The 26,518-nt window shown below is 73.6% G+C and carries 27 protein-coding genes; 11 read left to right on the top strand and 16 right to left on the bottom strand.

Annotated elements, in window-relative coordinates; genetic code table 11:
* The 4 genes from DKL51_RS30155 to DKL51_RS30140 form a co-directional block, all read right to left on the bottom strand.
* Positions 1–157 (bottom strand): TFIIB-type zinc ribbon-containing protein (locus tag DKL51_RS30155; RefSeq protein ID WP_185734969.1); only part of this gene is annotated, 157 nt, incomplete at its 3' end.
* A gap of 23 nt (positions 158–180) precedes the next feature.
* A complete protein-coding gene (locus tag DKL51_RS30150) occupies positions 181–813 on the bottom strand; it encodes a phosphoribosyltransferase (RefSeq protein ID WP_109966775.1) in 633 nt (210 codons plus the stop codon).
* Between the two features lie 56 nt (positions 814–869).
* The gene (locus DKL51_RS30145) at positions 870–2,195 is read right to left on the bottom strand and encodes a glycosyltransferase 87 family protein (RefSeq protein WP_124812873.1); all 1,326 of its coding nucleotides are present in this window, start codon (positions 2,193–2,195) and stop codon (positions 870–872) included.
* Positions 2,196–2,286: 91 nt separating this feature from the next.
* Complete coding sequence (locus DKL51_RS30140; RefSeq protein WP_124812871.1) at positions 2,287–4,785, bottom strand: putative bifunctional diguanylate cyclase/phosphodiesterase; 2,499 nt, start codon at positions 4,783–4,785, stop codon at positions 2,287–2,289.
* A 715-nt stretch (positions 4,786–5,500) separates the two neighbouring features.
* Between DKL51_RS30140 and moaC the strand changes: the two genes are divergently transcribed.
* Genes moaC through DKL51_RS30120 form a run of 4 tightly spaced genes read left to right on the top strand, consistent with a single transcriptional unit; the run spans position 5,501 to position 8,194 of the window.
* Positions 5,501–5,992, top strand: coding sequence for a cyclic pyranopterin monophosphate synthase MoaC (gene moaC, locus DKL51_RS30135; protein ID WP_124812869.1), 492 nt, complete (start codon positions 5,501–5,503; stop codon positions 5,990–5,992).
* Positions 5,989–6,459 carry a MogA/MoaB family molybdenum cofactor biosynthesis protein gene (locus DKL51_RS30130; protein WP_109965198.1) on the top strand — a complete coding sequence of 157 codons (471 nt, stop codon included), beginning with the start codon at positions 5,989–5,991 and terminating at the stop codon, positions 6,457–6,459. Before moaC ends, DKL51_RS30130 begins: the two co-directional genes overlap by 4 nt.
* 35 nt (positions 6,460–6,494) lie before the next feature.
* Complete coding sequence (locus DKL51_RS30125; RefSeq protein ID WP_109943838.1) at positions 6,495–7,754, top strand: molybdopterin molybdotransferase MoeA; 1,260 nt, start codon at positions 6,495–6,497, stop codon at positions 7,752–7,754.
* Positions 7,751–8,194 (top strand): molybdenum cofactor biosynthesis protein MoaE, encoded by a 444-nt coding sequence (locus DKL51_RS30120; protein WP_279306375.1) that lies wholly within the window; start codon positions 7,751–7,753, stop codon positions 8,192–8,194. The genes DKL51_RS30125 and DKL51_RS30120 overlap by 4 nt, the downstream gene beginning before the upstream one ends.
* Positions 8,195–8,234: 40 nt before the next feature.
* Here the strand turns inward: DKL51_RS30120 and DKL51_RS30115 are convergent, their stop codons facing one another.
* Both DKL51_RS30115 and DKL51_RS30110 read right to left on the bottom strand, forming a co-directional pair.
* Entirely contained in the window at positions 8,235–9,674 is a 1,440-nt protein-coding gene (locus DKL51_RS30115) for a glycosyltransferase 87 family protein (protein ID WP_109966081.1), read from the bottom strand.
* Between the two features lie 204 nt (positions 9,675–9,878).
* The gene (locus DKL51_RS30110; protein WP_109943836.1) at positions 9,879–10,424 is read right to left on the bottom strand and encodes a DoxX family protein; all 546 of its coding nucleotides are present in this window, start codon (positions 10,422–10,424) and stop codon (positions 9,879–9,881) included.
* 148 nt (positions 10,425–10,572) lie between these two features.
* On the opposite strand from DKL51_RS30110, the gene DKL51_RS30105 reads away from it, so the two are divergent.
* Positions 10,573–11,118, top strand: coding sequence for a GNAT family N-acetyltransferase (locus DKL51_RS30105; RefSeq protein ID WP_124812864.1), 546 nt, complete (start codon positions 10,573–10,575; stop codon positions 11,116–11,118).
* A gap of 21 nt (positions 11,119–11,139) precedes the next feature.
* Here the strand turns inward: DKL51_RS30105 and DKL51_RS30100 are convergent, their stop codons facing one another.
* Positions 11,140–12,375, bottom strand: a complete 1,236-nt coding sequence (locus DKL51_RS30100; RefSeq protein ID WP_109966080.1) for an ATP-binding protein — start codon at positions 12,373–12,375, stop codon at positions 11,140–11,142.
* A 140-nt stretch (positions 12,376–12,515) separates the two neighbouring features.
* A complete protein-coding gene (locus tag DKL51_RS37595) occupies positions 12,516–13,307 on the bottom strand; it encodes an LppU/SCO3897 family protein (protein ID WP_109966079.1) in 792 nt (263 codons plus the stop codon).
* Between the two features lie 86 nt (positions 13,308–13,393).
* Here DKL51_RS37595 and DKL51_RS30090 point away from each other — a divergent pair, with 86 nt between their 5' ends.
* Positions 13,394–14,389, top strand: coding sequence for an EamA family transporter (locus DKL51_RS30090; RefSeq protein WP_165823068.1), 996 nt, complete (start codon positions 13,394–13,396; stop codon positions 14,387–14,389).
* 100 nt (positions 14,390–14,489) lie between these two features.
* Here the strand turns inward: DKL51_RS30090 and DKL51_RS30085 are convergent, their stop codons facing one another.
* The 5 genes from DKL51_RS30085 to DKL51_RS30065 form a co-directional block, all read right to left on the bottom strand.
* The gene (locus DKL51_RS30085; RefSeq protein WP_124812862.1) at positions 14,490–17,687 is read right to left on the bottom strand and encodes a UvrD-helicase domain-containing protein; all 3,198 of its coding nucleotides are present in this window, start codon (positions 17,685–17,687) and stop codon (positions 14,490–14,492) included.
* Positions 17,688–17,781: 94 nt separating this feature from the next.
* Positions 17,782–19,176 (bottom strand): metallophosphoesterase, encoded by a 1,395-nt coding sequence (locus tag DKL51_RS30080; RefSeq protein ID WP_124812860.1) that lies wholly within the window; start codon positions 19,174–19,176, stop codon positions 17,782–17,784.
* Positions 19,177–19,186: 10 nt separating this feature from the next.
* Positions 19,187–19,432 (bottom strand): MoaD/ThiS family protein, encoded by a 246-nt coding sequence (locus DKL51_RS30075; protein WP_109943829.1) that lies wholly within the window; start codon positions 19,430–19,432, stop codon positions 19,187–19,189.
* Between the two features lie 6 nt (positions 19,433–19,438).
* Positions 19,439–20,452 (bottom strand): GTP 3',8-cyclase MoaA, encoded by a 1,014-nt coding sequence (gene moaA / locus DKL51_RS30070; RefSeq protein ID WP_109966077.1) that lies wholly within the window; start codon positions 20,450–20,452, stop codon positions 19,439–19,441.
* Positions 20,449–21,363 (bottom strand): fructosamine kinase family protein, encoded by a 915-nt coding sequence (locus DKL51_RS30065; protein ID WP_124812858.1) that lies wholly within the window; start codon positions 21,361–21,363, stop codon positions 20,449–20,451. The genes moaA and DKL51_RS30065 overlap by 4 nt, the downstream gene beginning before the upstream one ends.
* Positions 21,364–21,525: 162 nt before the next feature.
* Here DKL51_RS30065 and DKL51_RS30060 point away from each other — a divergent pair, with 162 nt between their 5' ends.
* Positions 21,526–22,578, top strand: a complete 1,053-nt coding sequence (locus DKL51_RS30060) for a DUF4192 domain-containing protein (RefSeq protein ID WP_124812856.1) — start codon at positions 21,526–21,528, stop codon at positions 22,576–22,578.
* Positions 22,579–22,622: 44 nt separating this feature from the next.
* Here DKL51_RS30060 and DKL51_RS30055 read toward each other — a convergent pair whose 3' ends face one another.
* Together DKL51_RS30055 and DKL51_RS30050 are read right to left on the bottom strand one after the other, a co-directional pair.
* Positions 22,623–22,877 carry a hypothetical protein gene (locus DKL51_RS30055; protein ID WP_123809770.1) on the bottom strand — a complete coding sequence of 85 codons (255 nt, stop codon included), beginning with the start codon at positions 22,875–22,877 and terminating at the stop codon, positions 22,623–22,625.
* 59 nt (positions 22,878–22,936) lie between these two features.
* Positions 22,937–23,158 carry a flavin reductase gene (locus DKL51_RS30050; RefSeq protein ID WP_109943825.1) on the bottom strand — a complete coding sequence of 74 codons (222 nt, stop codon included), beginning with the start codon at positions 23,156–23,158 and terminating at the stop codon, positions 22,937–22,939.
* Positions 23,159–23,534: 376 nt separating this feature from the next.
* Between DKL51_RS30050 and DKL51_RS30045 the strand changes: the two genes are divergently transcribed.
* Positions 23,535–23,717, top strand: a complete 183-nt coding sequence (locus DKL51_RS30045) for a hypothetical protein (RefSeq protein ID WP_124812877.1) — start codon at positions 23,535–23,537, stop codon at positions 23,715–23,717.
* A gap of 6 nt (positions 23,718–23,723) precedes the next feature.
* Here the strand turns inward: DKL51_RS30045 and fdhD are convergent, their stop codons facing one another.
* Complete coding sequence (fdhD, locus tag DKL51_RS30040; RefSeq protein WP_124812854.1) at positions 23,724–24,578, bottom strand: formate dehydrogenase accessory sulfurtransferase FdhD; 855 nt, start codon at positions 24,576–24,578, stop codon at positions 23,724–23,726.
* Between the two features lie 165 nt (positions 24,579–24,743).
* On the opposite strand from fdhD, the gene mobA reads away from it, so the two are divergent.
* From mobA to DKL51_RS30025, 3 genes are all read left to right on the top strand, one after another.
* A complete protein-coding gene (gene mobA / locus DKL51_RS30035; protein ID WP_260428718.1) occupies positions 24,744–25,397 on the top strand; it encodes a molybdenum cofactor guanylyltransferase in 654 nt (217 codons plus the stop codon).
* Entirely contained in the window at positions 25,394–25,651 is a 258-nt protein-coding gene (locus DKL51_RS30030; RefSeq protein ID WP_124812852.1) for a DUF6457 domain-containing protein, read from the top strand. Before mobA ends, DKL51_RS30030 begins: the two co-directional genes overlap by 4 nt.
* Before the next feature lie 110 nt (positions 25,652–25,761).
* Positions 25,762–26,518, top strand: a 757-nt coding sequence (locus tag DKL51_RS30025; RefSeq protein WP_124812850.1) for a TY-Chap domain-containing protein, incomplete at its 3' end; no start/stop codon positions are given.

Here is a 26,518-nt window from a genome sequence, read left to right as displayed (position 1 = left end):
AGAGGTGTATAAGAGACAGCGCCTCGGCCTCGAACAGCTTCTCGAGTTCACCGCGGTCGAGGAAGATGCCGCGGCACTCGGTGCACTGGTCGATGACCACTCCGCTGCGCTCGTACTGGCGCATGTCTCCGTGACACTTGGGGCAGGTGAGCTGCATGACACCGAAGGTACCCGGTGGGATCACGCGGTGGCGTGCAGCGTTTCCGTCACCTCGTCGTCGGAGATCTCGCGGAAGTCGTCGTAGTACGCGCCAACCGCCCCGAAGCCCGGCGGGATCTCGGGGCAGATCACCTGGTCGGCCTCGGCGGAGAGCATCTGGTGCGCCTCCTTGGAGGCGACCGGGACGGCGACGATCACCCGAGCGGCGCCCAGGTGCCGGGCCACCTGTACGGCTGCGCGCGCGGTGGCCCCCGTGGCCAGGCCGTCGTCGACGATCACCGCGGTCTTCCCGGTCAGGTTCAGCGGGGGGCGTCCGGCACGGTAGCGGCTCTCCCGGCGCTCCAGCTCGGCCTGCTCCCGCTGCCGGACCTCGGCCCGGTCCGACTCGCTCAGCTGGCCCGCGACCATCTCGTTGAGCACCTCCACCCCGTCGGGACCGAGCGCGCCGAAGGCCAACTCGGGAGCCCACGGCATGCCGAGCTTGCGGACCACCAGCACGTCGAGCGGCGCGCGGAGTCCGTCCGCGACCACCCGCGCCACCGGCACGCCGCCGCGTACCAGGCCGAGGACGATGAGGTCGGGCTGCCCGGTGAGCCCCTTGAGGTGGTCGGCGAGGACCTGGCCGGCCTCGGTCCGGTCGCGGTACGTGGTCATGTCCTCAGGTGTACGCCCTGCGGGCCGGTCCCGCCCGCGACTCGGCGAAAAGCCGGTCAGCCGGTCGGGGCCACCCCTGCCGTCCGGTCGTCGGCCCGGGCCGACGACCGGGTGAGCGCGAGCGCGGGTGCCCAGACCAGCAGGGCGAGCGGGTAGAGCAGGTAGCCGAACCGGGTCGAGGGCATCAGCAGGATCGCGGCGAGCAGCCCGTACCCGCAGATCAGCGCGGTGGCGGCGGCGGTGCGCGGCGGACGGCGCAGCAGCCGGACGGCGATCGCCACCCCGACGGCGACCAGCAGCGCGGCGGCCACCACCCGGCCGGCGGGCAGCAGCGTGGCGATCAGGTGGCCGGGGAACGGGGACTGCGCGGGGCTGGTCACCAGACCGTGCCCGAGCGGGAAGCGCAGCACGTTCTCCATCAGCGCGTCCCGGTCGACCAGCAGGGCGGGCACCAGGGCGACGACCGGCAGCCCGATCGCCCCGGCGGCGGTGCGGACGCCGGCCCGTCGGGTGGCGGCCCAGGCCACCAGCACGATCGCCACCGGCCAGGCGAAGAGCTTCAGCGCGCCGGCGATCCCCACCGCGACGCCGGCCCGCCCGGGCCGGTCGGCGGCGGCGAACGCCAGGGCGAGCAGGCAGAGCGCGAGGACGGGCAGGTCGTCGCCGCCGGTGGCGAGCGTCAGGGCGCAGACCGGCAGCACGGTGGCCGCCTGTACGCCCCGCAGCACGGCGGTGCCCGGCTGCACCGCCCCGGGGGTGCGGCTCACGGACCGCAGCGTGCCCACCGCGAGGGCGAGTACCAGCGCGGTGGCCAGGGCGAACCAGACGCGGGCGTCGGTCCACCAGGCGTCGACGGCGGCCCGGGGCAGCCCGAACAGCGCCATTCCCGGCTGGTAGGGGGTGTAGCCGAGCAGTTGCTCGCCGGCTGGCAGCGCGGCGATCGCGTCGTGCCCGAGGTAGGGGGTGCCGTGCTCGGCGAGGCGGCTGCCGGCGTGCTCGACCACCACCACCTCCTCCTGCGCCCGGTCGGTACGCCCCGCCGCCCGTTGGATGCTCTGCGCCGCCAGCGGCAACAGGGCGGTGGTGGCCCAGGCGACGCTGGTAACCACCCAGCGTGCGGTGAGCCCGGCGGCCGGCGCGTCCGGGCGTACCCGCCGGACAAGAAGCTGGCCGGCCGCGGCGAGCGCGGCGACCAGGTAGCCGACGGCGGCGATGGTCCCCCAGGCGCGGTGCGGCGGCAGGGTGGAGGTGGCGGCGGTGATCGCCGCGAAGGCGGCCGACCCGGCGTAGAGACCCAGATCGAGAGCGAGACCGCCGGCGGCGGAGTCCAGAGCCGACCAGCGGCGGTGGCTGCGGGAGGTCCCGTCGGAGGCGGCCGTCACGCCGGCCAGTCTGGCAGACCGTCGCCGTCGCATCGGCCGCCACCGGGGCGTGGTTGGCGGCGGGTCCCCACGGCCCGGTGCCACCCACCGGTCACCGCCGGCTCGGCTCCTCCGCGGTCTGTCCGGTGGTCGGCGGAGTGCCGGCGGGCCGGCCGCGACCGCCCTGGCGGCGGCCGGGGAGGCGGATCACCGCACCGGCGTCGTGTAGCGGGGCCGCCAGGCTGCCGGGGCGTCCGCCGGCGCCCCGCTGGAGCGCGGCGAGCAGGGTGCCGGCCGGCAACGGCCGAGCGAAGAGGTGGCCCTGCCCGGCGACACAGCCCAGCTCCCAGAGCGCCCGCCGCTGCGGCTCGCTCTCCACCCCCTCGGCCACCACGGCCAGGTCGAGGCTGCGGCCGAGGTCCAGGGTGGAGCGGATCACCGCGGCCGCCTCGGCGGAGCTCTCCATCGCGGTCACGAAGCTGCGGTCGATCTTCAACTCGTGCACCGGGATGCGGGAGAGCAGGGAGAGGGAGGAGTAGCCGGTGCCGAAGTCGTCGAGGGCGAGTCGGACACCGGACTCGCGCAGCCGGCTGAGCACCTGATCCACCACGTCCAGCTGACTGAGGGTCAGCGTCTCGGTCAGCTCCAGCACCAGCCGGTCGGGCGGCAGGTCGTGCGCGCGCAGCCGGGCCAGCACCGCACCGGGAAAGCGGGCGTCGAGCAGGCTGCGCGGCGAGACGTTCACCGACACGGGCAGGTCGAAACCGGCGTCGCGCCAGGTCCCGGCGGCGATCAGCGCCTGGTCGAGGATCGCCTCCGCGAACGCCGGCAGCAGACCGGAGCGTTCCACCGCTTCCAGGAAGCGCAGCGGGTCGATCATGCCGTGCGTCGGGTGGTGCCAGCGGGCCAGTGCCTCCGCGCCGGTGACCTCGCCGGTTGCCAGGTCGACGATCGGCTGGAAGTTGACGGTGAACTCGTGGTCGGCGACCGCCCGGGGCAGTTCCCCGTTGAGGGTGAGCTGGCCCAGGTCGGCGGTGTCGCGCGTCGCGCTGTAGGTGGAGATCCGCAGGCCGGCCCGCTTGGCCTGGTACATCGCCACGTCGGCACGGCGGAGCAGCTCGGTCACCCCGCCGCTGGCCGGCGCGACGGCGATGCCGCCGCTGGCCTCCACGCTGATCCGCATGCCGTCCAGGTCGAGCGGTTCGTGCAGCGCGGCCAGCAGCACCTCCGCCCGGTGGGCGGCCACCGCCGGCGCCGGCAGCCCCCGCAGCAGTACGGCGAACTCGTCGCCGCCGAGCCGGGCCACCAAATCGTCGGGGCGGGCCGCGGCGCGCAGCCGCTCGGCGACCTGCGTCAGTACCCGGTCCCCGGCGCCGTGCCCGAGCGTGTCGTTGACCTCCTTGAAGTGGTTGAGGTCGATCAGCATCAGTGCGCTCACCCCGTCGGCATGCCGGTTGGTGAGCTGCTCGGTGCCCTCGTCGAGGAGTTGCCGACGGTTGGCCAGGCCGGTGAGGGGATCGTGGGTGGCGGCGTGGGCGTGCTCCTCGGCGACCCGGGCCAGTTCGGCGTACGCCTGGGCGTTGCGGACGGCGGTGCAGAGCGCGGAGGCGAAGGTGCGCAGGATGTACCGCTCCCGCTCGGAGAGCTCGACCGGGCCGGTGAAGCGCAGCCGGAGCACCCCGACGTCGACGGAGCGGTCGTGCCCCTCGAGCGCGACGGAAACCACCGTGCCGTCGACGGTGCTCGGCTCGCCGGTCGGTCCGTCGTACCGGACGGCGTCGCCGTTGCCTCGGACGGTGCGACCCGCGTCGCGAAGTTCGATTTCCACCTCGTCGGCGGAGAAGAGTTCCGCGGCCTGGGTGACCGCGGTGGTGAGCACCTGGTCGAGGTCCACCACGTTGAGCGCGTCCGTCGTCCGGGCGAGTCGCTGCCAGGCCTGTTGCTCGGTACGGGCCTTGACCCGGTTGGAGTAGAGGAGGTGCAGGCTCAGCACCAGCGGCGGCACCGCCAGCAGGAACCGGCTGCCCGCCTGAAGGATGAAGACGGTGCCGATGATGACCACGAGCCGGGCCAGCGCGCCCGCCAGCCGCAGCCCCCAGTCCTCCTTGAACAGGATCCGGAAGCGTTCACCGGTCGCCATCGAGATGACGGGAAGGGTGACCAGTTCGTCCAGCACCACGGCGGCGACGTAGGCCAGCGAGAAGGGCAGGACGGTGTGGCCGGCGTCCTCCGCGAGCCGCCAGCCGGTGAGGTGGAGCACCAGGCCCGCCACGGTGGCGACCAGCATGTTCTTCCCCACGCCGAACAGCGCCTTGATGGGCGCCACCCGGGTGAGGAACATGGCGAGTGCGATCCCGCAACCCGTCGCCAGAATGACGGTCGAGGCGGGTGCGACGGCAAGACCGATCACGATCGCTGTTTCGGTCCAGGCGATGTTGTGGTTGGTGGCTCGGACGCGGATCCGGACCTTCACCGTGAAGCCGACCGCAACCAGGGAGACAAGGGCCACCCAGATGGCCAGAGGCGTGCCTGGGCTGCCGGAATTAAGATCGACAACCGAAACGGCCGCCGAGACGGTCGCCAAAACGACGACGAGACCGACTAGCGACATCAGTCGCTGATCGGTCCCGTTTCGTCGGTCTCCAGGAGCCACCCATCGTCCTTGTGTGGTTACCGATGGCTATCCGCTCCGGAAGCGTACCCCGCTTCGTGTCACCGCAGAAGGTTGCTCAGGTCCACTCGTGCGACTTCATCTCGACCCCCAGCTGTCGTTGTCCTTCGCCGTTGCTGGAAGCCTAAGGCGTACCTGGCAGAACTTGTACGGATATTTGTCCCTATGCGCAAAATAAGATAACCAGCGTAGATTTGTGACGTTCTGTCCATGATGCGTGTGCGGAGCGCTCGGCTGCTTCGGATCATGCCCCACGCAGTCGGCACGCATATGCGATCCGCCTCTTTCAGTGTGCGCTGAACCGGTCCACCGTTCCATCCCCAGTTCGGACCGCCGTCGATCCCGAATCGGCAGATCTGGTCGCGCGCTCATCGACGAATTGCGGGCCGAGGAGGCGCTGAACTCGGCTGCGGCGAACGCCCGTGCGTATGCCGGAAATCTGCGTCGCATGTTCAAGGAGAATGGCAGTTCGCGGTCCCCGCGGGCGATGACGGCACAATTATCTGGCCTGCGCCGACGCCGGGACCGGGAGTCATCCCGCCTTGAATCGGCGGTCGCTGTCCCCGCACTCTCGGTAACAACTCGGACGAACACCTTGGGCGCTCCCCGCGAGCGGCTCGGGCGCACGCCGTACCGGAAAGATAGGCTCGCGGCCGTGACCGATCCCGCGCAGCTCACCCACGTCGACCCGGCCGGCGCGGCCCGGATGGTCGACGTCTCCGCCAAGCCGGTCTCCGGCCGGCTGGCCGTCGCCGCCGGCCGGCTGCGCACCACCGCCGAGGTGGTCGAGCTGTTGCGCCGCGACGGCCTGCCGAAGGGCGATGCGCTCGCCGTCGGCCGGCTCGCCGGCATCATGGGCGCCAAGCGCACCCCCGACCTGATCCCGCTCTGCCACCCGATCGCCCTGCACGGGGTGACCGTCGACCTGCGGCTCACCGCGGACACCGTCGAGATCACCGCCACCGTGAAGACCGCCGACCGGACGGGGGTGGAGATGGAGGCGCTTACCGCGGTGGCCGTCGCCGGGCTCGCCCTGGTCGACATGGTCAAGGCCGTGGACCCGGCCGCCTCGATGGAGGCGGTACGCGTGCTCCGCAAGGAGGGCGGCAAGACCGGCGAGTGGGTTCGGCCGGAGGACCGGCCGTGATCCGGGCCCGGGTGATCGTCGCCTCCAACCGGGCCGCCGCCGGGGTGTACGCCGACACCAGCGGCCCGCTCCTCGTCGCCGGCCTGCGCGAACTGGGCTGCCAGGTCGACGAGCCGGTCGTGGTGCCCGACGGCGAACCGGTCGGCGAGGCGCTGCGCGCGGCCCGGGCGGACCGGGTCGACGTGGTGCTGACCAGCGGTGGGACGGGCATCACGCCGACCGACCGGACGCCCGACGTCACCCGGGAGCTGCTCGACTACGAGATTCCCGGCATCGCCGAGGCGATCCGCGCGCACAGCCGGGACAAGGTGCCCACCGCCGCCCTCTCCCGCGGCCTTGCCGGGGTGGCCGGCCGGATGCTGGTCGTCAACCTGCCCGGTTCGACCGGTGGCGCGAAGGACGGCCTCGCCGTGCTCAGGCCTATCCTGGCCCACACCGTCGACCAGCTCCGCGGCGGTGACCACTGACAGCGAGGTCAGGTCGCCGGCGATAGGCTCGGCGGATGAGCACGGAAACCGCAGCCGCCGCGGAGCAGGTCGCCGCGCCGCCGCCAGCCGGGTGGGAGGAGGCCCGCTCCCGGGTGTACGCCGTCGGCCTCGCCGCCGCGCTCCCCGCGGTCAACCGGCCGCTCGCCGACGCGGACGGCCACACCCTCGCCGAGCCGTTGGCCACCCGTACTGACCTGCCCGCGTTCCCCACCTCGAGCGTGGACGGATGGGCGGTGCGCGGGGACGGCCCGTGGGAGGTGGTCGGGCGGGTGCTCGCAGGCAGCACGCCTGCCCCGTTGACCACCGACGGCACCACCGTCGAGATCGCCACCGGGGCGATGGTGCCCGAGGGTGCCACCGCCATCCTGCGGATCGAGGAATCCACCCGGACGGCCGACGGCCGGGTCGCCGGCACGCCGCGGCCCAACCCGGAGTGGCGCGAGCCGGGCGAGGAGGCGTACGCCGGTGAGGAGCTGCTCCCCGCCGGCACCCCGGTCGACCCGGCGCTGATCGGGCTGGCCGCCTCGTGCGGCCACGACACCCTCCGGGTCCGCCGGCAGCCCCGTGCCGGGCTGCTGGTCTTCGGTGACGAGCTGCTGACCGCCGGCCCGCCCGCAGCCGGGCGGGTCCGCGACGCCCTCGGCCCGGCGGTGCCGGCCTGGCTGCGCCGGTACGGCTGCCAGGTGCGCCCGGCCGATGTGATCGGCCCGGTCGCGGACACCCTGCCGGCCCACGTGGCCGCCCTGCGCGGGGCGCTCGCCGCGGCGGACCTGGTCTGCACCACCGGCGGCACGATGCACGGCCCAGTCGACCACCTGCACCCGACCCTGGAGGCGCTCGGCGCCGACTACGTGGTGAACACGGTCGCGGTCCGGCCCGGCTTCCCCATGCTGCTGGCCCGGCTCGCCGGGGCGGACGGCCGGGTCCGCTTCGTCGCCGGCCTACCGGGCAACCCGCAGTCCGCCATCGTCGCGCTGGTCTCGCTGGTCGCGCCGCTGCTCGCCGGGCTGCAGGGCCGCCCGATGCCGGTGCTGCCGCAGGCCACCCTCGCCGAGCCGGTCCCCGGCCGGGGCCAGTACACCCACCTCGCCCTGGTCCGGGTGGACCGGGCCGGCGGTACCGCCCATCCGGTGCGCCACGTCGGCTCGGCGATGCTGCGCGGGTTGGCCGGCGCCGACGGCTTCGCGGTCATCCGCCCCGGCACCAGCGGGGAGGCCGGCGCGCGGGTGCCGATCGTGCCGCTGCCCCTGCTCCCCGGGGAGCGGGCGTGGTGAGCGCGGCGTCGGAGACGGCCGGGCCGACCATCTTCGGCACGGTCACCGACCGGCCGCTGGACCTCGCGGCGCACGAGGCGGCGGTCGCCGACCGCCGGGCCGGTGCGGTGGTCTCGTTCCAGGGCGTGGTCCGCGACCACGACCACGGCCGGCAGGTGGTCAGCCTGGAGTACGAGGGTCACCCGACCGCCGAGGCGGTGCTCCGCGAGGTCGCCGCCGAGGTGGCCGCCGACCCCGACGTCTACGCGGTGGCCGTCTCGCACCGGATCGGCCCGCTGGAGATCGGCGACGCGGCCCTGGTCGCGGCGGTCAGCACCGCCCATCGGGCCGCGGCGTTCGCGGCCTGTGCCCGACTGGTCGACGAGGTGAAGGCCCGGCTGCCGATCTGGAAGCGGCAGGTCTTCACCGACGGCACCGAGGAGTGGGTGAACTGCCCCTGACCCGTCCCGTCGGCCCGGCCGAGTGTCCGGGCCGGGACGGTCAGCGGCCGGCGAGCTGGGCGGCCCGGACGAGGCGGTCGGTGTAGAACGCCGGCTCCGCGCCGGGTCGCCAGGGCAGCGCCGCGACCAGGACGATCAGCGCGATCGCGAGGGAGTTCTCCATCAGCGCCCCGAAGAGGCCGTCCTGGTAGTGCGACACCTCGGGGAGCTGGTGCTCGTACGGCCAGATGGGCGAGATCAGGAAGAGCAGGTAGAGCGCGACCGCCGCGACGCCGTGCCGCAGACCGGTGAGGGTCGGGTACCAGATCGGCGGGCGCAGGGCGTTGACCCCGGGCACCCCGTTGGCCACCGGCGTGGTGGCCCGCGGCAGCAGACCCCGGCTCGCCTCGCGGCGGCGCACCGCGGCGTCGGCCAGCACGATGATCGCCGGGATGACCCAGACCAGGTGGTGCGACCAGGAGATCGGGCTGATCACGTTGGCGGTCAGCCCGACCAGGGTGAACGCGGTCAGCTCGTCGCCGTCGGCCCGCGCGGTGGCGGCCCGGGACAGCCCGAGGGCAAGGACCAGCACCGAGAAGGCGAGCCAGAGCAGGCCGGGCGTCTCGATCGAGTCGTAGAGCCGGGCCAGCAGCCCGGCCAGCGACTGGTTGGGGGTCATGTCCGCCGCGCCGACCCGCTCGGTCTGCCAGAGCACGGTCCCGAAGTACGTCCGCGACTCCTCGCCCATCAGCGCGAACGTCCCGAGGGTCACCGCGACGGTGGTGCCGATCGCGGTCATCGCGGCCCGCCACTGCCGAGTGATCATCAGGTACGCGATGAAGAGCGCCGGGGTCAGCTTGACCGCGGTGGCCAGACCGATCCCCGCCCCGGCCCAGACGCCGCTGTAGCAGAAGCGTTCCAGGGCGGAGTCGGCGCTGTCGTGGTGGGTCCCCCGCTTCGCCCGCCAGCGCAGCCCCACCATGTCCGCCATGACCAGCGCGAAGAGCAGCAGGTTCACCTGTCCGTAGCCGAGGGTCTCCCGGCTCGGCTCGAGGGCGACGGCCATCGGCACGGCGATGGCGACGGTGAAGCGCAGCGACCAGCCGAGCCGGTCGACGATCGGACGCAGCAGCGCGGCCAGGACGACCGCCAGCGCGACGATGCTGGCCAGCGCGTTGAACCAGCCGGCCACCTCGATCGGCAGCCAGGACATCGGCAGCATGACCAGCCCGGCGAACGGCGGGTAGGTGAAGCCCAGCGTGGTGTCGGGTGAGATGAAGTCGTAGAGCTGGTTGCCGCTCGCCCACCACACCACGGCACCGTGGTAGATCTTCATGTCGAAGAAGTTGTACGGCCGCCCGAATGCGCCGATGGCGAGCCATGCGGCGTAGGCGACGGCGGCCACGATGCCGATCCGTACGACTGTCCTGCGATCGATCCCACGCGTTACGCGCTGAGCTGGAGCGAGGCGGTCGGTCCGTCTACCGACTGTCGCCGGCATGGCGTGGCCACCCCCGTACCAAGATCTTCCTACCCGTCCAGGTTCCGCACGGAGCCTAGAACGGCGCCTCACGTTACTGCCTCCCGCGTTATGCGACCGTGTCCGATCCCACACATGTTTTTGACATTTCCACCGCGTTAACGGATGTCAGGTGGTTCAGGTGATTAATGGCCTTGCGGGGGGTGGTGGCCGTATTGACGCAGGTCAGCCAGGAAGTCGTCGGGCGGTGGCCGCCGATCGGGCGGCGATCTTCGCCTCCCGGCGGGCGGTCCGGACGACCCGCTGCACGGAGCGCCGGGAGTGCCCGATCCGATGACCGGCGCGCCAGCGCAGTCCGGGCTTGCCCTCGGTGTCCGCTGCGGCGAGGAGCAGGCCGCCGAGGAGCCCGAGGTTCTTCAGGAAGTGGACCTGGTTGTTGTTCCGCGCCATCGGGTCGTCGTTGGTCCAGAACGGATGGCCCGCGAGGGTGGTCGGCACCAGCGTGCCGGCAAGGACCAGCGCGGCGGGCCGGGCAAACCTGCCGGTCGCCAGCATCAGCCCGCCCACGAGTTGGGTGGCCGAGTTGGCCCGGACCAAGGTCGCGGTATCGGTCGGGATCCGCGGGTGCAGGTTCTGGATCAGTGGGGCGACGCGGTCGGTGATCGGCTGCGCGGCGGGGACCAGCCGGCCGGGGTTCTGGAGGTTGCGGACGCCGCTGACCACGAAGATGCCGCTCAACATGACGCGGGCGAGGGAGCGCACGGGCTTCATAATTCAGTCATACCCCGTCAGTAGGGCCGTTACCCCTGCAATGCCCGAAAGGGATCGGCCGACGTGGACGTCCAGCGGGCGCATGTCCCGTGGGTCAATTCGAGCGACCGTCGCGGATGGACCGCTCCGGCCCGGTAAGGTCGCGCGGGTGACGACCCTGCGGCTCCGACCCGAGGACCCCGCGGACGAAGGGCCGGTCGCCCGGGTGCTGGCCGCCGCCTTCGCCCGCCCCGACGTGGCCATCCCGCCCGAGGTGGAGCTGGTCGACGAGCTGCGGCACAGCGACGCCTGGATCCCGGAGCTGGCCATGGTCGCCGAGCACGGCGGCGAGGTGGTCGGCTACGCCCTGCTGACCCGGGTCCAGGTCCGGTCGGACGAGCACTCGGCCCCGGCGCTGGCGCTCGGGCCGGTCGCGGTCGCGCCGCATCGGCAGCGGATCGGGCACGGCACGGCGGTGGTGCAGGCGGCGCTGGACGCCGCGACCGAACTCGGTGAACGGCTCGTGGTGGTGCTCGGCGACCCGGCCTTCTACCGCCGGTTCGGCTTCAGTCGCGCCGACGAGATGGGGCTGACCAGCCCGTGGTCCGGGCTCGGCGAGCCGTGGCAGGCGCTCGTGCTCCCGCCGTCGACGATCGACGAGGGCCCGCCCCCGCGGGGCGAGGTGGTCTTTCCGGCGCCCTGGTCCCGGGTCTGAGCCGCCGGACACCCGCCGCGGTCAGGCCGGCTGGGTGCGCAGGTACCGGCCGAAGTGCGGGACGGTGAACGCCACCGTGCCCCGCTCGCCGGAGTAGATCAACCCCTTCTTGATCAGCGCGTCCCGGGCCGGTGAGAGGCTGGCCGGCTTGCGCCCGAGCGACCGGGCGATCTCCGCGGTGGGGACCGCCGCGTCCATGTCGTCCCGTCCACCCTCCTCCCCCTCGATCAGGGAGAGCGCCGCCATGGCCCGCATGTACTCGCGTTCCGCCGGGGTGGCCCGCTCGAACCGGGAGCCGAAGAAGCCGACGGCGAGCTCCGCCTCGGCCTCGGGGGCGGCGACCCGCACGTCGGCGGCGGTGATCGGCGAGCGGGGGGCGTGGTCCCAGGTGGCCTTCCCGTACGCCTGGACGAAGTAGGGGTAGCCGCCGGACTTCTCGTAGAGCAGGTCGAGCGCCTTCTGCTCGTACTCGACCTCCTCCCGCTCGGCCGGCGCGCAGAGCGCCTGGTCGGCGGCGATCCGGTCCAGCCGGTCGATGCGTTGGTAGCGGAAGAGCCGCTCCGAGTACGACTTGGCGGCGCTGAGGACGGCGGGCAGGTGCGGCAGACCGGCGCCGACCACGATCAGCGGCGCGCCGAGCTGGGAGAGTTCGTGGCAGGCGGCGCAGAGCGCGGAGACGTCCTCGGCGCCGAGGTCCTGCATCTCGTCGATGAAGATGGCGACGCCGGTGCCCACGTCGGTGGCGACCGCAGCGGCGTCGGTGAGCAGCTCGACCAGGTCGATCTCGATGTCCCCGGAGTCGGCCCGGCCGCTGCTGGCCGGTACGTCGATGCCGGGCTGCCAGCGGTCGCGCAGCTTCGGGGCGGCCCCGCCCCGCCCGGCGGGCGCCGAGCGCTGGGCGAACGCCTTGAGCACGCCGAGGAACGCGTCGATCCGGTCCGGCGCGCGGTGCCGGGGGGCGAGTTCCCGGACGGCCATGTGCAGGGCGGCGGCGACCGGGCGGCGCAGCGACTGATCGGGACGGGCCTCGATCTTGCCGGTGCCCCAGAGGTGGTTGATCGCCTGGGAGCGGAGGGTGTTGAGCAGGACGGTCTTGCCGACGCCGCGCAGCCCGGTGAGCATCAGGCTCCGCTCGGGGCGACCACGGGCGATGCGCTCCAGGACGACGTCGAAGACGTCCAGTTCCCGCCCCCGCCCGGCGAGTTCGGGCGGGCGCTGGCCGGCGCCCGGGGCGTACGGGTTGCGGACCGGATCCACGCATCGCACAGTATCGGGCCGTCTAGCTGCGGGCCTAGACATGCGTAGATGCGGCTACCGGCGTGTCGGGACCGTCGAGACGAAACTAGGGCTGTCTAGCGTGGATGCTAGACAGCCCTAGTTTTGCCTACGGCCGGGGATCAGCGCTGCTTGAGGCAGAGCACGAAGTCGAGGGTGTCCAGCTCGCTGTCGAAGAAGTACCAGTTGGTGTAGCCCTCCACCTTGGCGCACTTCGCCTCGGCGTCCTTCTCACCCGTGGTGGGCCCGTCGAAGCGGCGCAGCACCTGATACGTCTTCGCGGCGCATTCGCTGATCACCAGCTTCGGCTTGCCGCCGGCCGTGCCCTCGTTGCGCACGCACTGACCCACCTTGACGAACCGGGGGTCGGCCGAGGAGGCCGGTGCCGGCGCCGAGGTGGCCGGGACGGCCGCCTCGCTCGCCTCCGCCGAGGGCTCCGCCTTCACCGGGGCGGTCGGTCCGGCAACCGGGGTCGCATCGTCGCGGTTGAGCACGTAGAAGGTGGCCGCACCGCCGAGGACGAGCGCCGCCAGCACGGCGAGCACGGCGATCAGCGGGCCCTTGCCGCGCTTCGGCGGGGGCGTCGGATCGGCGTACGGCTCCGCGGGCGGATACCCCGGGTACGGGTCGGCGGGCTGGTAGCCGGTCTGCCCGGCTGGCGGATACCCGTGCGCCGCCGGCTGGTACGGGCGGTAGGTCGCGGCGACGCTGGGCTGGGTCGCGGTCTGCCCGGCGTCCCAGCCGTTCCCCGGCGCCGGCTCGTACCGTGGCCCCGCCGGCTCACCCCAGCCGCCGGGCTGCGCCTGGTACGGCGGCTGGTACGGCGGATCCGTCGGCGGACCGTACGCGTCCTCGGGCCGTCGTCCACCCCACGGCTCCGCGGAGCCGCCGCCGGGTGGTCCGAAGTTCGTCATGAACGCCCTCCTGCGTACGCCAGTATTGAGAGGCCGGCCACCTACGCGGGACGCCGACGCCTCGGTCACCGTAGCGTGGTCCACCGATGAGCTCACGCCCCGCAAGTGCGACGCCGTCCGGTACCGCGTCCACGCCCTCCGCCCGACCGGCCATGATCTGGACGGCGCTGCTCCTCGTCTACGTCCTGTGGGGCTCGACCTATCTCGGGATCCGGATCGCCGTCGAGTCGCTGCCCCCGCTCACCTCTGCGGCCGCCCGGTTCGCCGCCGCCGGCCTGGTACTGGCGGTCGTCCTGCGGATCCGCCGGGGACGGGGAGCCCTCCGGGTCGACCGGTGGCAGCTCGGCTCCGCTGCCGGCGTCGGGGTGCTCCTGCTGGCCGGCGGCAACGGCCTGGTGGTGCTCGCCGAGTCCGGGTCGGCCGGTGTCGCGGTGCCCTCCGGCATCGCCGCGCTGCTGGTGGCGACCGTTCCGCTGCTGGTCGTGCTGCTGCGGACGCTCAGCGGCGACCGGCCCCCGCTGTGGACCTTCGCCGGGGTGACCCTGGGCTTCGTCGGCCTGATCCTGCTCGTGCTCCCAACCGGTGGCTCGGGGGCGGTGCCGCTGATCGGGGCGCTGACCGTGGTCGCCGGGGCCGTCTCCTGGTCCATCGGCTCCTTCCTCTCCGGCCGCCTCCGGATGCCGACCGATCCGTTCGTGGCCACCGTTTACGAGATGTTCGCCGGTGCCGCCGCGCTCGCGGTGATCGCCGTCGGCCGCGGTGAGCTGCGCGGCTTCTCCCCGGCCGAGGTGACCGGTCGCTCCTGGGCGGCGCTGGCGTACCTCATGGTGGCCGGCTCCCTGGTCGCCTTCACCGCGTACGTCTGGCTGCTGCACCACGCCCCGATCTCGCTCGTCGCCACCTACGCGTACGTCAACCCGGCGGTGGCGGTTGCGCTGGGCGCGCTGCTCGTCGCGGAGCCGGTGACCGCGCAGGTGCTGCTCGGCGGGGCGGTGATCGTGGCCGGGGTGGCGCTGGTGGTGAGCACCGAGCGCCCCCGCCGGGCCGTCGAGGAAGAGGCTCCGGAGCCGGCCCGCCGGTAAATGGCCCTCGGCAGCGTCCCGCCGGCAGCGTCCCGCCGGCCGCGTCCCGCCGGGCGTGTCCCGCCGGGCGGAGGCCAGCCGGCATGCGGTCGGGGGGCGGTCAGATCAGCCGGAGCTGACGGTCCTTCGGGCGTCGCGGCTCCGCCTCGCCGAAGCGTTCGAACAGTCCCGGGTCGATGACGTCGAGGAACGGCGACGGCCGGCACTCGCGCTCCGACCCCTGCCGGAAGCGGCGGGCGGCATGGCTCATGTACAGCCGGTCCTGGGCCCGGGTCAGGCCCACGAAGAAAAGCCGCCGCTCCTCGGCGACCGCGTCGGAGTCCGGCTCCGAGCCGGGCCAGCGCAGCGGCAGCAGCCCGTCCTCGGCGCCGATCAGGAAGACCACCGGGAACTCCAGCCCCTTGGCCGCGTGCAGGGTCAGCAGGGTGACCGCCTCGGCACGCGGGTCGAGGGCGTCCACCTCCGCGCCGGTGGCGAGCTGGGACAGGAACAGCCCCAGGTCGTCGCCGCAGCGGCGGGCCAGCGGGGTGAGCAGGTCCACCGCCGACCAGATCTCCTCCGGTCGCACCGCCCCGGAACCGTCGAGGGTCGGCGCGGCGAAGCGGCCCGCGAGCACCTGGCCGGCGAGGCGTACCCGGGCGGGCAGCCCCCCGCCGAGGCCGTCGGCGTGGCGCAGCTCGCGGGCGATGGCGGCCACCCCGGGCCGGTCCCGGAGCCGGTCGTGCGACCGCTTCTGCACCGGGATGTTGGCCCGGGCGAGGGCGTCCACGATCGGCGCCGCCTGCGAGTCGGTGCGGTAGAGCACGGCGATGTCGGAGAACGACAGCGAGGTCATCCGGCCGTCGATCCGGCCCGAGTCGAGCGACCGGTGGGAGAGGCCGCCGACCAGCTCGTCGATCGTGCGTGCCACGAAATCGGCCTCGTCGGCGACGGAGGCCGCGGGGTAGCGACCGACCAGCGGGGCTTCCGGGTCGAGCCGGGCCGGGTCGAGCCGGCGGCCCCGGACCAGCGACGACGGCGCGATGGCCTGCACCGCGGCGGCCAGGATCGGCGCCGACGAGCGGTAGTTGCGGTTCAGCCGGACCAGCCGGGCGTCGGTGAAGTCCTGGGAGAAGCGCAGGAAGTAGCCGACGTCGGCGCCCCGGAACGAGTAGATGGCCTGGTCCGGGTCACCGATCGCGCAGAGGTTGCCGTCCGCGGGGCTGAGCAGGCGCAGCAGCTCGTACTGCACGGCGTCGACGTCCTGGTACTCGTCGACGAAGATCCACCGCCACCGCTCCCGGTAGTCGCGCACCAGCTTCTTGTCCGCCTTGAGCAGCGCCACCGGCAGCGTGAGCAGCTCGTCCAGGTCGACCAGGTCCCGCTTGCGCAGCAGCGTCGTGTAGGACTCCGGGTCGTCGCCCGCCTCCGCGCGGGCCGCCACCCGGTCCGCGTCGTCGGCGATCCGGAAGTCCATCGGCAGGCCCGCCGCCGCCGCGTTCTCCCGCAGGATGGTGAGCCCCAGCGAGTGGAAGGTGCCGACGGTGACGTCCTCGGCCACCGGCCCGAGCAGGCCGTCGAGGCGGTGCCGCAGCTCCTCGGCCGCCCGGCGGGTGAAGGTGATCGCCAGGCACTGCTCGGGGAAGACGTTCAGCTCGGCGCAGAGGTAGGCGATCCGGTGGGTGAGCGTCCGGGTCTTGCCGGTGCCCGGGCCGGCCACGATCAGCAGCGGCCCACCCGGCGCGGAGGCGGCCACCCGCTGCATCGCGTCCAACCGGTCCAGCAGCCCGGTGCCGACCTCCTCCATCCCGGCGAGCATCGGCTCGAACGGTTCGTGCGGGGAGGGCGCCGGCGCGATCGGCGGGGGCGGCGCGGCCTTCCGCTTCGGCTCGGCCTTCGCCGCCGCCGGGCGCCTGGCCTTCGGCTTCGGCGCCGGCTCCGCGGGCCGCCGCTGCGCCGGCACCGGTACGTCGAAGAGCGTCTCCTGCGACCCCGGGGTGCCGCCGGTGCCGCCGCTGCCCAGCTCGGCCGGGTCGAAGAGGGTGATGACGCCGTACTCGCCGTCGTAGCCGGGAATCCGGCGCACCTCGCCCCGGCGCAGCCGCCAGATCCCCTCGGCGAGCAGCTCCCCGCCGACCCGACCGATCTCGTCCAGGGGAGTGCGGGTGAGGATCTCCAGCTCCGGGCCGAGCGCCGCGATCAGCTCGTTGAGCTTCCCCTCGACCTTCTTCGACCGGGCGCCCACCTTGTTGATCTCACCGAGTATCTCGGCCAGCGGCACCAGGTGGGTGACCTCGCGGGCGTGCGGCGGTCGGTACCCCGCCGGCCGGTCGGCCAGCTCCGCCACCCGGCTCAGCACGCCGACGGTCAGCGGCTTGCCGCACTTTGGGCAGCGGCCACCCGCCTCCCGGGTCCGCTCCGGCGCCCAGTTGACGCCGCAGAGCCGGTGCCCGTCGGCGTGGTACTTGCCCTCCTCGGGAAAGAACTCGATGGTCCCGGTCAGCCCGTCGCCCGTCCGCAGCGCGTCCCGGATGGCGTAGTAGTCGCGGGCCGAGTTCAGGACGGTGGCCTCGCGGCCCAGCGCGGGCGGGGAGTGCGCGTCCGAGTTGGAGACGAGCTGGTACCGGTCCAGGCTGCCGACCCGCCAGTTCATCTCAGGGTCCGAGGAGAGGCCGGTCTCCACCGCGAAGATGTGCTCGGCCAGGTCGGCGTAGCAGTCGGCGATCGCGTCGAAGCCGGACTTCGAGCCGAGCGCGGAGAACCAGGGCGTCCAGATGTGCGCCGGGACGAGGTAGCCGTCCGGGCTGGCCTCCAGCGTGATCTCCAGCAGGTCCCGCGAGTCCAGGCCGAGGATCGGCCGGCCGTCCGAGCCCAGGTTGCCGATCCGCCCCAACGCGGCGTTGAACCGGGCCACCGCGTCCAGGTCGGGCAGGTAGATCAGGTGATGGACCTTGCGGGTCCGGTCGTCCCGCTTGTAGATCGTGGAGATCTCCACGCTGAGCATGAACCGGACCGGGTCCGTTTCCGCCTCGCTGGCCAGCCGGGGCGGCAGCCGCCGGGCGATGTCCCGTTCCGCCTCGGGGCTCAGCCGGTGCAGGCCGGGCTCGGCCGGGTGCAGCGTCTCGCGGAGGTGGTCGTACCAGGCGGGGTGGGTGAAGTCGCCGGTGCCGAGAACGGCGATGCCCTTGCGCCGCGCCCACCAGCCGAGGTTCGGCAGGGTCAGGTCGCGGCTGCACGCGCGCGAGTACTTCGAGTGGATGTGCAGATCCGCGACGAATGGCGGGAGGCCACCGAGGGGTGCGGCGCTGAACGGAGGCACGCCGCATCCTGTCACGCCCGCCCCATCGGCCGCCCGCCGCCACGCGTACGCGTGACCTGAGCAATCCAGCGCTGGACTGGACGCGCCGGTCGCGCTATTGGGCGCGGAGTTGAACGAGGGTGACCTGCGGTGGGGCGCCCACCCGGACCGGCGGCCCCCAGAACCCGGCGCCGTTGGTGACGTACACCTTGGTGCCGTCCACCTCGCCGAGGCCGGAGGTCACCGGCTGCTGGAGCGGAACCAGGTAGTTGAAGGGCACCATCTGGCCGCCGTGGGTGTGCCCGGAGAGCTGCAGGTCCACGCCGAACTTCGCCGCCTCGATCGCGGCCACCGGCTGGTGCGCGAGCAGCACCACCGGCCGGCTGGGGTCGCGGTCACCGAGCGCGGCGGCGTAGTCGGCGGGGGCGGCCAGTCCGGTACCGGCGGCGCTCACGTCGTTCACACCGGCCAGGTCCACCACGCCGCCCCGGGCCCGGATCTCCTGCCGCCGGTTCTGCAGCACCCGCAGGCCCAGCCGGTCCACCTCCTGGACCCACTCCTCGACGCCGGAGTAGTACTCGTGGTTGCCGGTGACGAAGAAGCTCCCGTACCGGGAGCGCAGGTCGCGCAGCGGCGCCGCCGCCTCGCCCAGCTCCGCCACCGAGCCGTCGACCAGGTCGCCGACCACCGCGACCAGGTCGGCGTCGAGTCGGTTGATCATCGCCACGATCCGCTCGGTGTGCGACCGGCCGCGCAGCGGCCCGAGGTGGATGTCCGAGACGGTGGCGATCCGCAGGCCGTCCATGCCCCGGGGGAGCTTCGCCAGCGGGATCTGCACCCGGTCCAGCTGCGGCGGACCCATCGCGGTGCGGACGCCGTACCCGGTGATCCCGGCGGCGGTGAGGCCGGCGAAGATCGCGGCGCCGCGTGCCAGCAGCAGCCGGCGGGACGGGTCGTGGTCGGGTGGCGCGGCGACGGCCGTCGGATCGGCGGCACCGCCGGCCGAGTCGGTCTTGCCGTCCGTCGGGTCGGCGGCCACGTCGGCGCTGGCGGCGGCGGTTCCGGTGGCCACGTCGGCGCTGACGGCCGTCGTGCTGGCGGCGAGGTCGGCGCTGGAGGTAGCGGTGCCGGCGGTCGAGCCCGCGCCGCCGACGGCCCCGACCAGGGCCGGTTCGGGTGTGGCGGCGGTGACCGGCTCGGCGATCCGCTCCCGGCGGCGCAGCACCAGCTTCGCGATCGCCATCGGCACTTCCAGCGCCAGCAGCAGGACCAGCAGGTAGAACATCAGCGCGAGCCAGAGGTAGCCCGGCCAGGCCAGCCAGTGGACCCCGTTGCGGGTCGCCGCCATGGTCGCTGGCACGAGCGCGGCGAGCACGAGCGCGGCGATCCCGCCGACCCTCCGCCGGCGACCCGGCGCGGTGGTGTCCCTGACCAGCCGCTTCCACAGGTAGAGGTGGATCAGGCCGGTGACGACCGTCAGGAAGCCCATGAAGGTCAGGACCGCCAGCACGTGAGCCTCCTCAGCCGCCCGCGAACGGCGGCAGTACGTCCACCGTCACCCCGGCCGGCAGCGGCGCCTGACGATCATGGCAGTTGACGCCGTCGACCAGGAAACTCGCCACCTTCAGCACGGAGGCGAGCCGTTCGCCGTGCCGGTTTGTGAGCTCATCCAGGAGTTCGTCGAGGGAGCGCCCGGCGGACGCGGTCTCCTCCGGGCGGCCGGCGGCGGCGCGCGCCCCGGCGAAGTAGCGGACGGTGATCTCCACCGGGGGTCAGCCTCCGATCGCGGACATCGGCCGGGCGGGTTGCAGGAAGGACGGGTCGTCGATGCCGTGACCGGCGCGCTTGCCCCACATCGCCGCCTGCCAGCGGCGGGCCAGTTCGGCGTCGTCGGCGCCGGCGCGCAGCGCCCCGCGCAGGTCGGACTCCTCGGTGGCGAAGAGACAGGCGCGCACCTGGCCGTCGGCGGTGAGCCGGGTCCGGTCGCAGTCGCCGCAGAACGGCCGGGTCACGCTGGCGATCACTCCGACCCGGGCGGGACCGCCGTCCACCAGCCAGGTTTCGGCGGGCGCGGCGCCCCGCTCCGCCTGGTCGGGAGTCAGGGTGAACTCCCCGGCCAGCGAGGCCAGGATCTCGTCGGCGGTGACCATCGTCGTACGGTCCCAGCGGTGCTGCGCGTCCAGCGGCATCTGCTCGATGAAGCGCAGCTCGTACCCGTGGGCCAGGGCGAAGCGGAGCAGCGCGGGTGCCTCGTCGTCGTTGACGCCCCGCATCAGCACCGAGTTCAGCTTGACCGGGGTCAGCCCGGCGGCCGCCGCTTCGGACAGACCGGCGAGCACGTCCGCCAGCCGGTCCCGCCGGGTCAGCTCGGTGAACCGGGCCCGCTCGAGGGTGTCCAGCGAGACGTTCACCCGGTCCAGGCCGGCGGCGTGCAGCACCGGCGCGAGTCGGGCCAGGCCGATGCCGTTGGTGGTCAGCGAGATCCGCGGACGGGGTTGCAGGGCGGCCACGGCCGTCACGATGTCGACCAGACCGGGCCGGATCAGCGGCTCCCCACCGGTGAAGCGGACCTCCGTGATGCCGAGCCGCTGCACCGCGACCCGGATCAGCCGGACGATCTCGTCGTCGGTGAGCAGCTGCGGCCCGGCCAGCCAGGGCAGACCCTCCGCCGGCATGCAGTACGTGCAGCGCAGGTTGCACTTGTCGGTCAGCGAGACCCGCAGGTCCCGGGCGACGCGGCCGTACCGGTCGACGAGGACCCCGTCGGTGGTCGGGGCGGCGGTCACCTGTCGACCGTAGCGCGTCCGACGCCGCGGAGCGCGGCGCGGGCGGTGGAGCTCACTGCGTCCCGGTACGCCGCACCGAACAGGGCGGTGTGCACGAGCAGCAGGTGGAGCTGGTGCAGCGGTACGCGCTCCCGCCACCCGTCCGCCAGCGGCCACTCCTCCTGGTAGGCGCTCATGATCCGCTCCCGGTGCGGCGGGCCGCCGAAGAGCGCGAGCTGGGCGAGGTCGGTCTCCCGATGGCCGCCGTGCGCCGCCGGATCGACCAGCCAGACCCGGTCGGCGGCCCCCCAGAGCAGGTTGCCCGGCCAGAGGTCGCCGTGGATCCGGGCCGGCGGCTCGTCGCCGCCGAACTCACCGATCCGGTCGATCAGCTCCTCGACCAGGCCGGTCTCGATCTCGCTGAGCGCGCCGTTGTCGACCGACATCCGCAGATAGGGCGCGAGTCGGCGGCGGGCGAACCAGTCCGACCACGGGCCCGGGTCCGGGCTGTTGTCCTGCGGCAGCGCGCCGATGAAGCCGACCCATTCCGCGCCGAACGTCGGCGCGCCGGCCCGGTGCAGCCCGGCCAGCTCCCGGCCGAAGCGCTCGGCCGCCTCCGGCGTCGGCTCGCCGGGCTCCACCCAGTCGAGCGCCAGCAGCTCCGGCAGCGCCACGATCACGTCCGGTACGGCGACCGTGCCCGCCTCGCGCAGCCAGCGCAGGCCGGCCGCCTCGGTGGCGAAGAAGCCCTCCGGCACCGGCCGTCCCGCCCGCTCCGGCCAGGTCTTGGTGAAGACGGAGTGGCCGTCGTCCAGGGTCAGCCGGGACGCGGTGCAGATGTCACCGCCGGAGACCGGCGTCTCCCGTATCCGTTGGTGGGTCAGGAACGTCGGCAGGTGCTCCGGATGCGCGCGCAGGTACGCGAGGTCCATGAGCGCAACGTAGCGGCTCCCGGCCGCCGGTGCCCGCCCTGCCGCTCGGCGAGCGGTACCGATCCGCTCCCACCTGGGCCGATACTCTCCGTACCTGTGGATAACCGGCGTGTCATCCACAGGGCCTGTCGGGGCGGTGCCGGGTCGCCGCACGCTCCCCGCATGACACCGACCGACCGCCCCCGGCTCGCCGTCCGCTCACCCGCCGACCTCATCGCCGCCGTGCCGTACCTGCTCGGCTTCCATCCCGCCGACAGCGTGGTCGTGGTGGCCCTGCGCGGCCGGCAGGTCATCTTCGCCGCCCGCGGCGACCTGCCCCAACCGGGCGCCGACCCGCAACCGGCCGCCCGGCACCTGGCCGAGGTCATCGGGCGGCAGGGCGCCGAGTCGGCCACCGTGGTCGGCTACGGGCCTCCCGATCGGGTCACCGGAGCGGTGGACGCGGTGGGCGAGGCGCTCAGCGAGGCCGGGCTGATCGTCCTCGACGCGCTCCGGGTGACCGACGGGCGCTGGTGGTCCTACTTCTGCACCGAGCCCGACTGCTGCCCGCCCGACGGCACCCCGTACGACCCGGCGGCCAGCGAGGTCAGCGCCGCGGCCGTCTTCGCCGGTCAGGTCGCCCTGCCCGACCGGGACGCGCTGACCGCGCAGGTGGCTCCGCTCGACGGTCCGGTCCGGGTGGCCATGCGCCGGGCCACCGTCCGGGCCCGGCGGCGGATGATGGCCCTCACCGAGGAGTCGGCGGAGGCGGTCCTGGTGGGTGGCCGGTCCGTGCGGTCCGCCGGGGTGGCGGCGGTACGTACGGCGTTCCGCCGGCACCGCCGGGGCGAGCGGCTGAGCGACGACGAGGTGGCCTGGCTGACCGTGCTGCTCACCCAGGTCCCGGTACGCGACCACGCGTGGGAGCGGACCGACGGGCGGGACGCGGACATCAGCCTCTGGACCGACGTGTTCCGCCGGGCCGAGCCGGAGCTGATCGCCGCCCCTGGCAGCCTGCTCGCCTTCGCCGCCTGGAGGGCTGGGCAGGGGGCGCTGGCGGCGGTGGCGCTGGAACGGGTGCTCGCCGACCGTCCCGACTACTCCCTCGCGCTTCTCCTCGACGACCTGCTCCGGCGCGGCGTGCCCCCGTCCGAGCTGGACGGTTGGCCGGCCGCCGCGCTCCCCGGCGTGGTACGCCGCCGCCCGCGCCGGCGCATCAACCGCCGACGCATCTGACCGCCGTGCGGTCGCACCACTCCGACCACGTAGGGGTGTGCCGGTCAGGCCGTTCCCTGGTCTGGGGCGTCGTGCTGGCGGTTCATGCCTCGCGTGATCGCGGACTCGATACGCATGAGCAAGCCGCCGAACAGAAGCATCCCACCGAGCAGGAACCCCAGTTCGGCGTGAGGCATCTGCCAGCCGACCAGGATGGCCACCGCTCCCGCGAATGCCGCGAGGGTGCCTACAGCGCCGACGATGACGCCCGGCCGGGGCGGTGGGGGTGCTGGATCCGCTGGATTCCATCTCGTGATCATGGGGCGCAGTGTAGGGAGGCGTCACGACCACGGCGCCCTGCCGTCCAGTCGTGATTTGGTCAGCCCCGGGCTCGGGCCCAGCCGATGAATCGGTCGGTCAGATCGGCGGGCGAGCCGATGCCGCCGAGCTGCCCGAGCTGATCCCTTGCCTCGGCCAACTGGCCGGACAGGTACAGGATCAGGGCCGTTCGTTCTCCCTTGTACTCGGCGAGCAGCGACAGCCGCGCCGGACCGCATGGCCAGGGCTGGCCGCAGTTGCGGCACATCCAGAGTGGGCGCATCGGCAGGTGGGGGCGGGAGGGGCGGCTCACCACCGGCCCCCGTTCGCCCGCCAGGTCTGAGCAGGCGTCAACCAACCGGCCCGGCCGACCTGTGGAAAGGCCATGGTCTGGGCGTTGTCGATCCAGCGGGCACGGTTCGGCGGCTCGGCTGGCGCGGGGCGGTAGCGCCGGTCCGGGCAGGGCCAGCGCAGACCGCACACACAGCATCGCGACCACCAGTGTCGTCGCCTGTGCACGAGGTTCGACGGTATCGCCAGCGCAACTCTTCGGTCACCCATGGCGCTATGTTGTCGTGTGACTACAGCGAGAGTCAAGAGCGTGAAGCATCTTGCTCCGTGACCTGCTGACGAGTGCCTACGGTCGGCTTGTGAAGCTGATGGGCGCGCACGAGATCCGGATGCGACTTGGCGGAATCAGCCGTCAACGCGTGTACGCGATCACGTCGCACCGCTCTTTCCCGGCTCCACTGGCGGAGTTGCAGCAGGGGAACGTCTGGCTCGCCGAGGATGTCGAACGGTGGATACGCGAGCACCGGCCGGAGTTGGCCGACGAGGAGTAGTGGGCGCTATTCGGTGATCCGCTTGGCGCCGGCGTAGACGTTCATCGTCCGGCCGCGCAGGAAGCCGACCAGCGTCATCCCGGCCTCCTCGGCCAGTTCGACCGCGAGGGTGCTGGGCGCGGAGACCGCCGCGAGCAGCGGCACCCCGGCCATCCACGCCTTCTGGGTCAGCTCGAAGCTGGCCCGCCCCGAGACCAGCAGCACGTGCCCGGCCAGCGGCAACCGGCGTTCGCGTACCGCCCAGCCGACCACCTTGTCCACCGCGTTGTGCCGGCCGACGTCCTCGCGCAGCACCACCAGTTCGCCGTCGGCGGTGAACAGGCCGGCCGCGTGCAGGCCGCCGGTCCGGTCGAAGGCCCGCTGTGCCGCGCGCAGCCGGTCGGGCAGGTCGACGAGCACCTTCGCCGGTACGGCCAGCGGGTCGTCCGCCACGGCGAACTGGGAGCGGGTGCGTACCGCGTCGATGCTGGCCTTGCCGCAGACCCCGCACGCGCTGGTCGTGTAGAAGTTGCGGGACGGGTCGACGCTGGGCTCCGGCACGCCCGGGGCCAGCACCACGTCGACCACGTTGTAGGTGTTCGGCGTCTCGGCCCCGGCGCAGAGCTGCGCGGTGTGCACGTCGTCAGTGGAGCGGATCAGCCCTTCGGTGAGCAGGAAGCCGATCGCCAGGTCCAGATCGTCGCCGGGGGTCCGCATGGTGACCGCGAGCGGGCGCCGCCGGCCGGGGCCGGCCGGGCCGACCCGGATCTCCAACGGCTCCTCCACGGCCAGGGTGTCCGGGCGTCGTACCTGGACGCGTCCGTCCGCCGCCGCGTCGAGGTCGATCCGGAGCACGCCCCGCCGATCAGTTGCCCGTCCCATCCCGTCATCCTCTCCCGCCCGCCCCGCCCTCCGCACGACGACACGGGCCAGCGGTGATCGCGCTCAATATCCGGCAGGCCGCACTGACGATCGTGCTCGATCCTGGATGTAGTGGCATCCCGTCGCCCGCGAGGCCACTAGATCGAGGAAACAGCGCGATCTCCGGTGGGCGTCGGGGCGCGGCGGGCGGCGGGTCACGCATCCGGCTACGGTGGCCGCGTGACGGCGTACGCGGCGGTGGTGCTCACGGGCGGCGCGGCCCGCCGGATGGGCGGGGTGGACAAGCCCGCGCGTCCGGTCGGCGGCCGGCCGATGCTGCACCGGGTGCTGGCGGCGGTCGCCGACGCCGAGCCGCGGATCGTGGTCGGCCCGGCCGACGCGGTCCCCGAGGGCGTATGGGTGACCCGTGAGGACCCGTCGGGCGGCGGCCCGGCCGCCGCCACCGCGGCCGGCCTCGCGCTGCTCGACCCCGGTACGACGACCGTCGCCCTGCTCGCCGGCGACCTGCCGCTGCTCACCGCCGAGGCGGTCGCCGACCTGCTGCGGCAGCTCTCCGGATCGCCTGCCGACGGGGTCTGCTACCTGGACGACGACGGACGGCGGCAGCAGCTCTGCGGGGTGTGGCGGGTGGCCGCGCTGCGGGGCGCCCTCGACCGGCTCGCCGGGGAGCGGGGCGGCACGCTCGACGGGGCGTCGATGCGGGCGCTGCTGGCCGGGCTCACCGTGCGGGAGGTCGCCTGGGCGGGCACCGGCCCGCCGCCGTGGTTCGACTGCGACACTGACGAGGACGTACGCCGGGCCGAGGAGTGGACACGATGACGGTGATGGACGACTGGGTCACGGCGGCCTGCGCCGAGCTGGGCCTCGACCCGGCTCAGGTGTCGGTGGCGGTCGTGCTCGACCTGGCCAAGGACGTGGCCCATCAGGTGCTGCGCCCGGGGGCGCCGGTCACCGCGTATCTGCTGGGGCTCGCCGTCGGGCGGGGTGCGGACCTCGCCGACACCGCGTCCCGGCTGAGCCAGTTGGCCGGCACCTGGCCGGTGGAGCTGGACGGTACCGCGCCGGCCGAATGAGCCGTTCCACCGCCCCGTCCGCTGCCTGCGCGGGCGTTCGCCGATCCGGTCCGGCTTGATTGGAGCCCCACCCTGCGTGGGTAGGGTGACCGTGACGGACGGAGGCGATCATGACGGCAGACCACCCCTCGGCGCCGATGAGTGACCCCGCTGGCGGCACGCCGGAGCAGTACGAGTCGATCCTGCTGGACGAGCCGACCACGGCCGACCTGCGGGCGAAGGTGACGGAAGCGTGGCGGGAGTTCGCCCGGGCACTGGCCGCCCAGCTGGCGGTCCTGCCCGCCGGCGCGCACCTGGAGCTGACCCTCGACCCGACCGCCTCCGGCACCGGGGACGCCGTCTACTCGATCAACGTGGACGTCGGCGAGGAGGGGAAGCTCTCGGCGCGGGCGGTCGGCAACGCCACCCTGCCGCAGGGCTACCGGCTGGACCGGGCGGCGGTGGCGGACATGATCGCGCTCGGCTGGTCCCCGCCCGGGGTAGTCGAGGGCTCCGGTGAGAACTTCGGCCTGGACTGCGCTGTCGCCGAGTCCACCCGGCTGGCGACCGTGCTCTCCCGGACCCTGCGGGACGTCTACGGCGCACCGCATCCCGCCTTCCTGGTCTACCTGGTGCACGACGCCGAGGGGGAGCCGCTGTCGGTGGAGCCGCTCGGCACCGCGCGCAGCGAGTTCGGCCCCGACCGGGACGTCGAGACCGACCTGGACGAGGCGCTGGCCGCGGCCGCCACCGCGCAGGCCGTCGAGGGCGACGTGCTGGCGCTGGAGGAACGGGTCCGCACCGTCGTCTCCACCATGCTCAAGTCGAACTCCGACCAGTTGCAGATCGACTCGGACGGCGACATCAACATCCGGGCCGGCTCCGCGA

This window comes from Micromonospora globispora (genome assembly GCF_003857015.1).
In the GTDB taxonomy this organism is placed as follows: Bacteria; Actinomycetota; Actinomycetes; order Mycobacteriales; family Micromonosporaceae; genus Micromonospora; species Micromonospora globispora.
Note: the sequence above shows the minus strand (reverse complement) of the source record. Positions and strands in the feature narration are given on the sequence as shown.

Bases quoted from the DNA above. Each gene is read 5' to 3' on its own strand.
- DKL51_RS30140 (WP_124812871.1), bottom strand. From the start codon at position 4,785: ATGTCGCTAGTCGGTCTCGTCGTCGTTTTGGCGACCGTCTCGGCGGCC.
- DKL51_RS30090 (WP_165823068.1), top strand. From the start codon at position 13,394: ATGAGCTCACGCCCCGCAAGTGCGACGCCGTCCGGTACCGCGTCCACG.
- DKL51_RS30045 (WP_124812877.1), top strand. From the start codon at position 23,535: ATGGGCGCGCACGAGATCCGGATGCGACTTGGCGGAATCAGCCGTCAA.
- DKL51_RS30150 (WP_109966775.1), bottom strand. From the start codon at position 813: ATGACCACGTACCGCGACCGGACCGAGGCCGGCCAGGTCCTCGCCGAC.
- DKL51_RS30115 (WP_109966081.1), bottom strand. From the start codon at position 9,674: ATGCCGGCGACAGTCGGTAGACGGACCGACCGCCTCGCTCCAGCTCAG.
- DKL51_RS30055 (WP_123809770.1), bottom strand. From the start codon at position 22,877: ATGATCACGAGATGGAATCCAGCGGATCCAGCACCCCCACCGCCCCGG.
- DKL51_RS30060 (WP_124812856.1), top strand. From the start codon at position 21,526: ATGACACCGACCGACCGCCCCCGGCTCGCCGTCCGCTCACCCGCCGAC.
- DKL51_RS30065 (WP_124812858.1), bottom strand. From the start codon at position 21,363: ATGGACCTCGCGTACCTGCGCGCGCATCCGGAGCACCTGCCGACGTTC.
- DKL51_RS30125 (WP_109943838.1), top strand. From the start codon at position 6,495: ATGAGCACGGAAACCGCAGCCGCCGCGGAGCAGGTCGCCGCGCCGCCG.
- DKL51_RS30030 (WP_124812852.1), top strand. From the start codon at position 25,394: ATGACGGTGATGGACGACTGGGTCACGGCGGCCTGCGCCGAGCTGGGC.
- DKL51_RS30110 (WP_109943836.1), bottom strand. From the start codon at position 10,424: ATGAAGCCCGTGCGCTCCCTCGCCCGCGTCATGTTGAGCGGCATCTTC.
- DKL51_RS30050 (WP_109943825.1), bottom strand. From the start codon at position 23,158: ATGCGCCCACTCTGGATGTGCCGCAACTGCGGCCAGCCCTGGCCATGC.
- DKL51_RS37595 (WP_109966079.1), bottom strand. From the start codon at position 13,307: ATGACGAACTTCGGACCACCCGGCGGCGGCTCCGCGGAGCCGTGGGGT.
- fdhD (WP_124812854.1), bottom strand. From the start codon at position 24,578: ATGGGACGGGCAACTGATCGGCGGGGCGTGCTCCGGATCGACCTCGAC.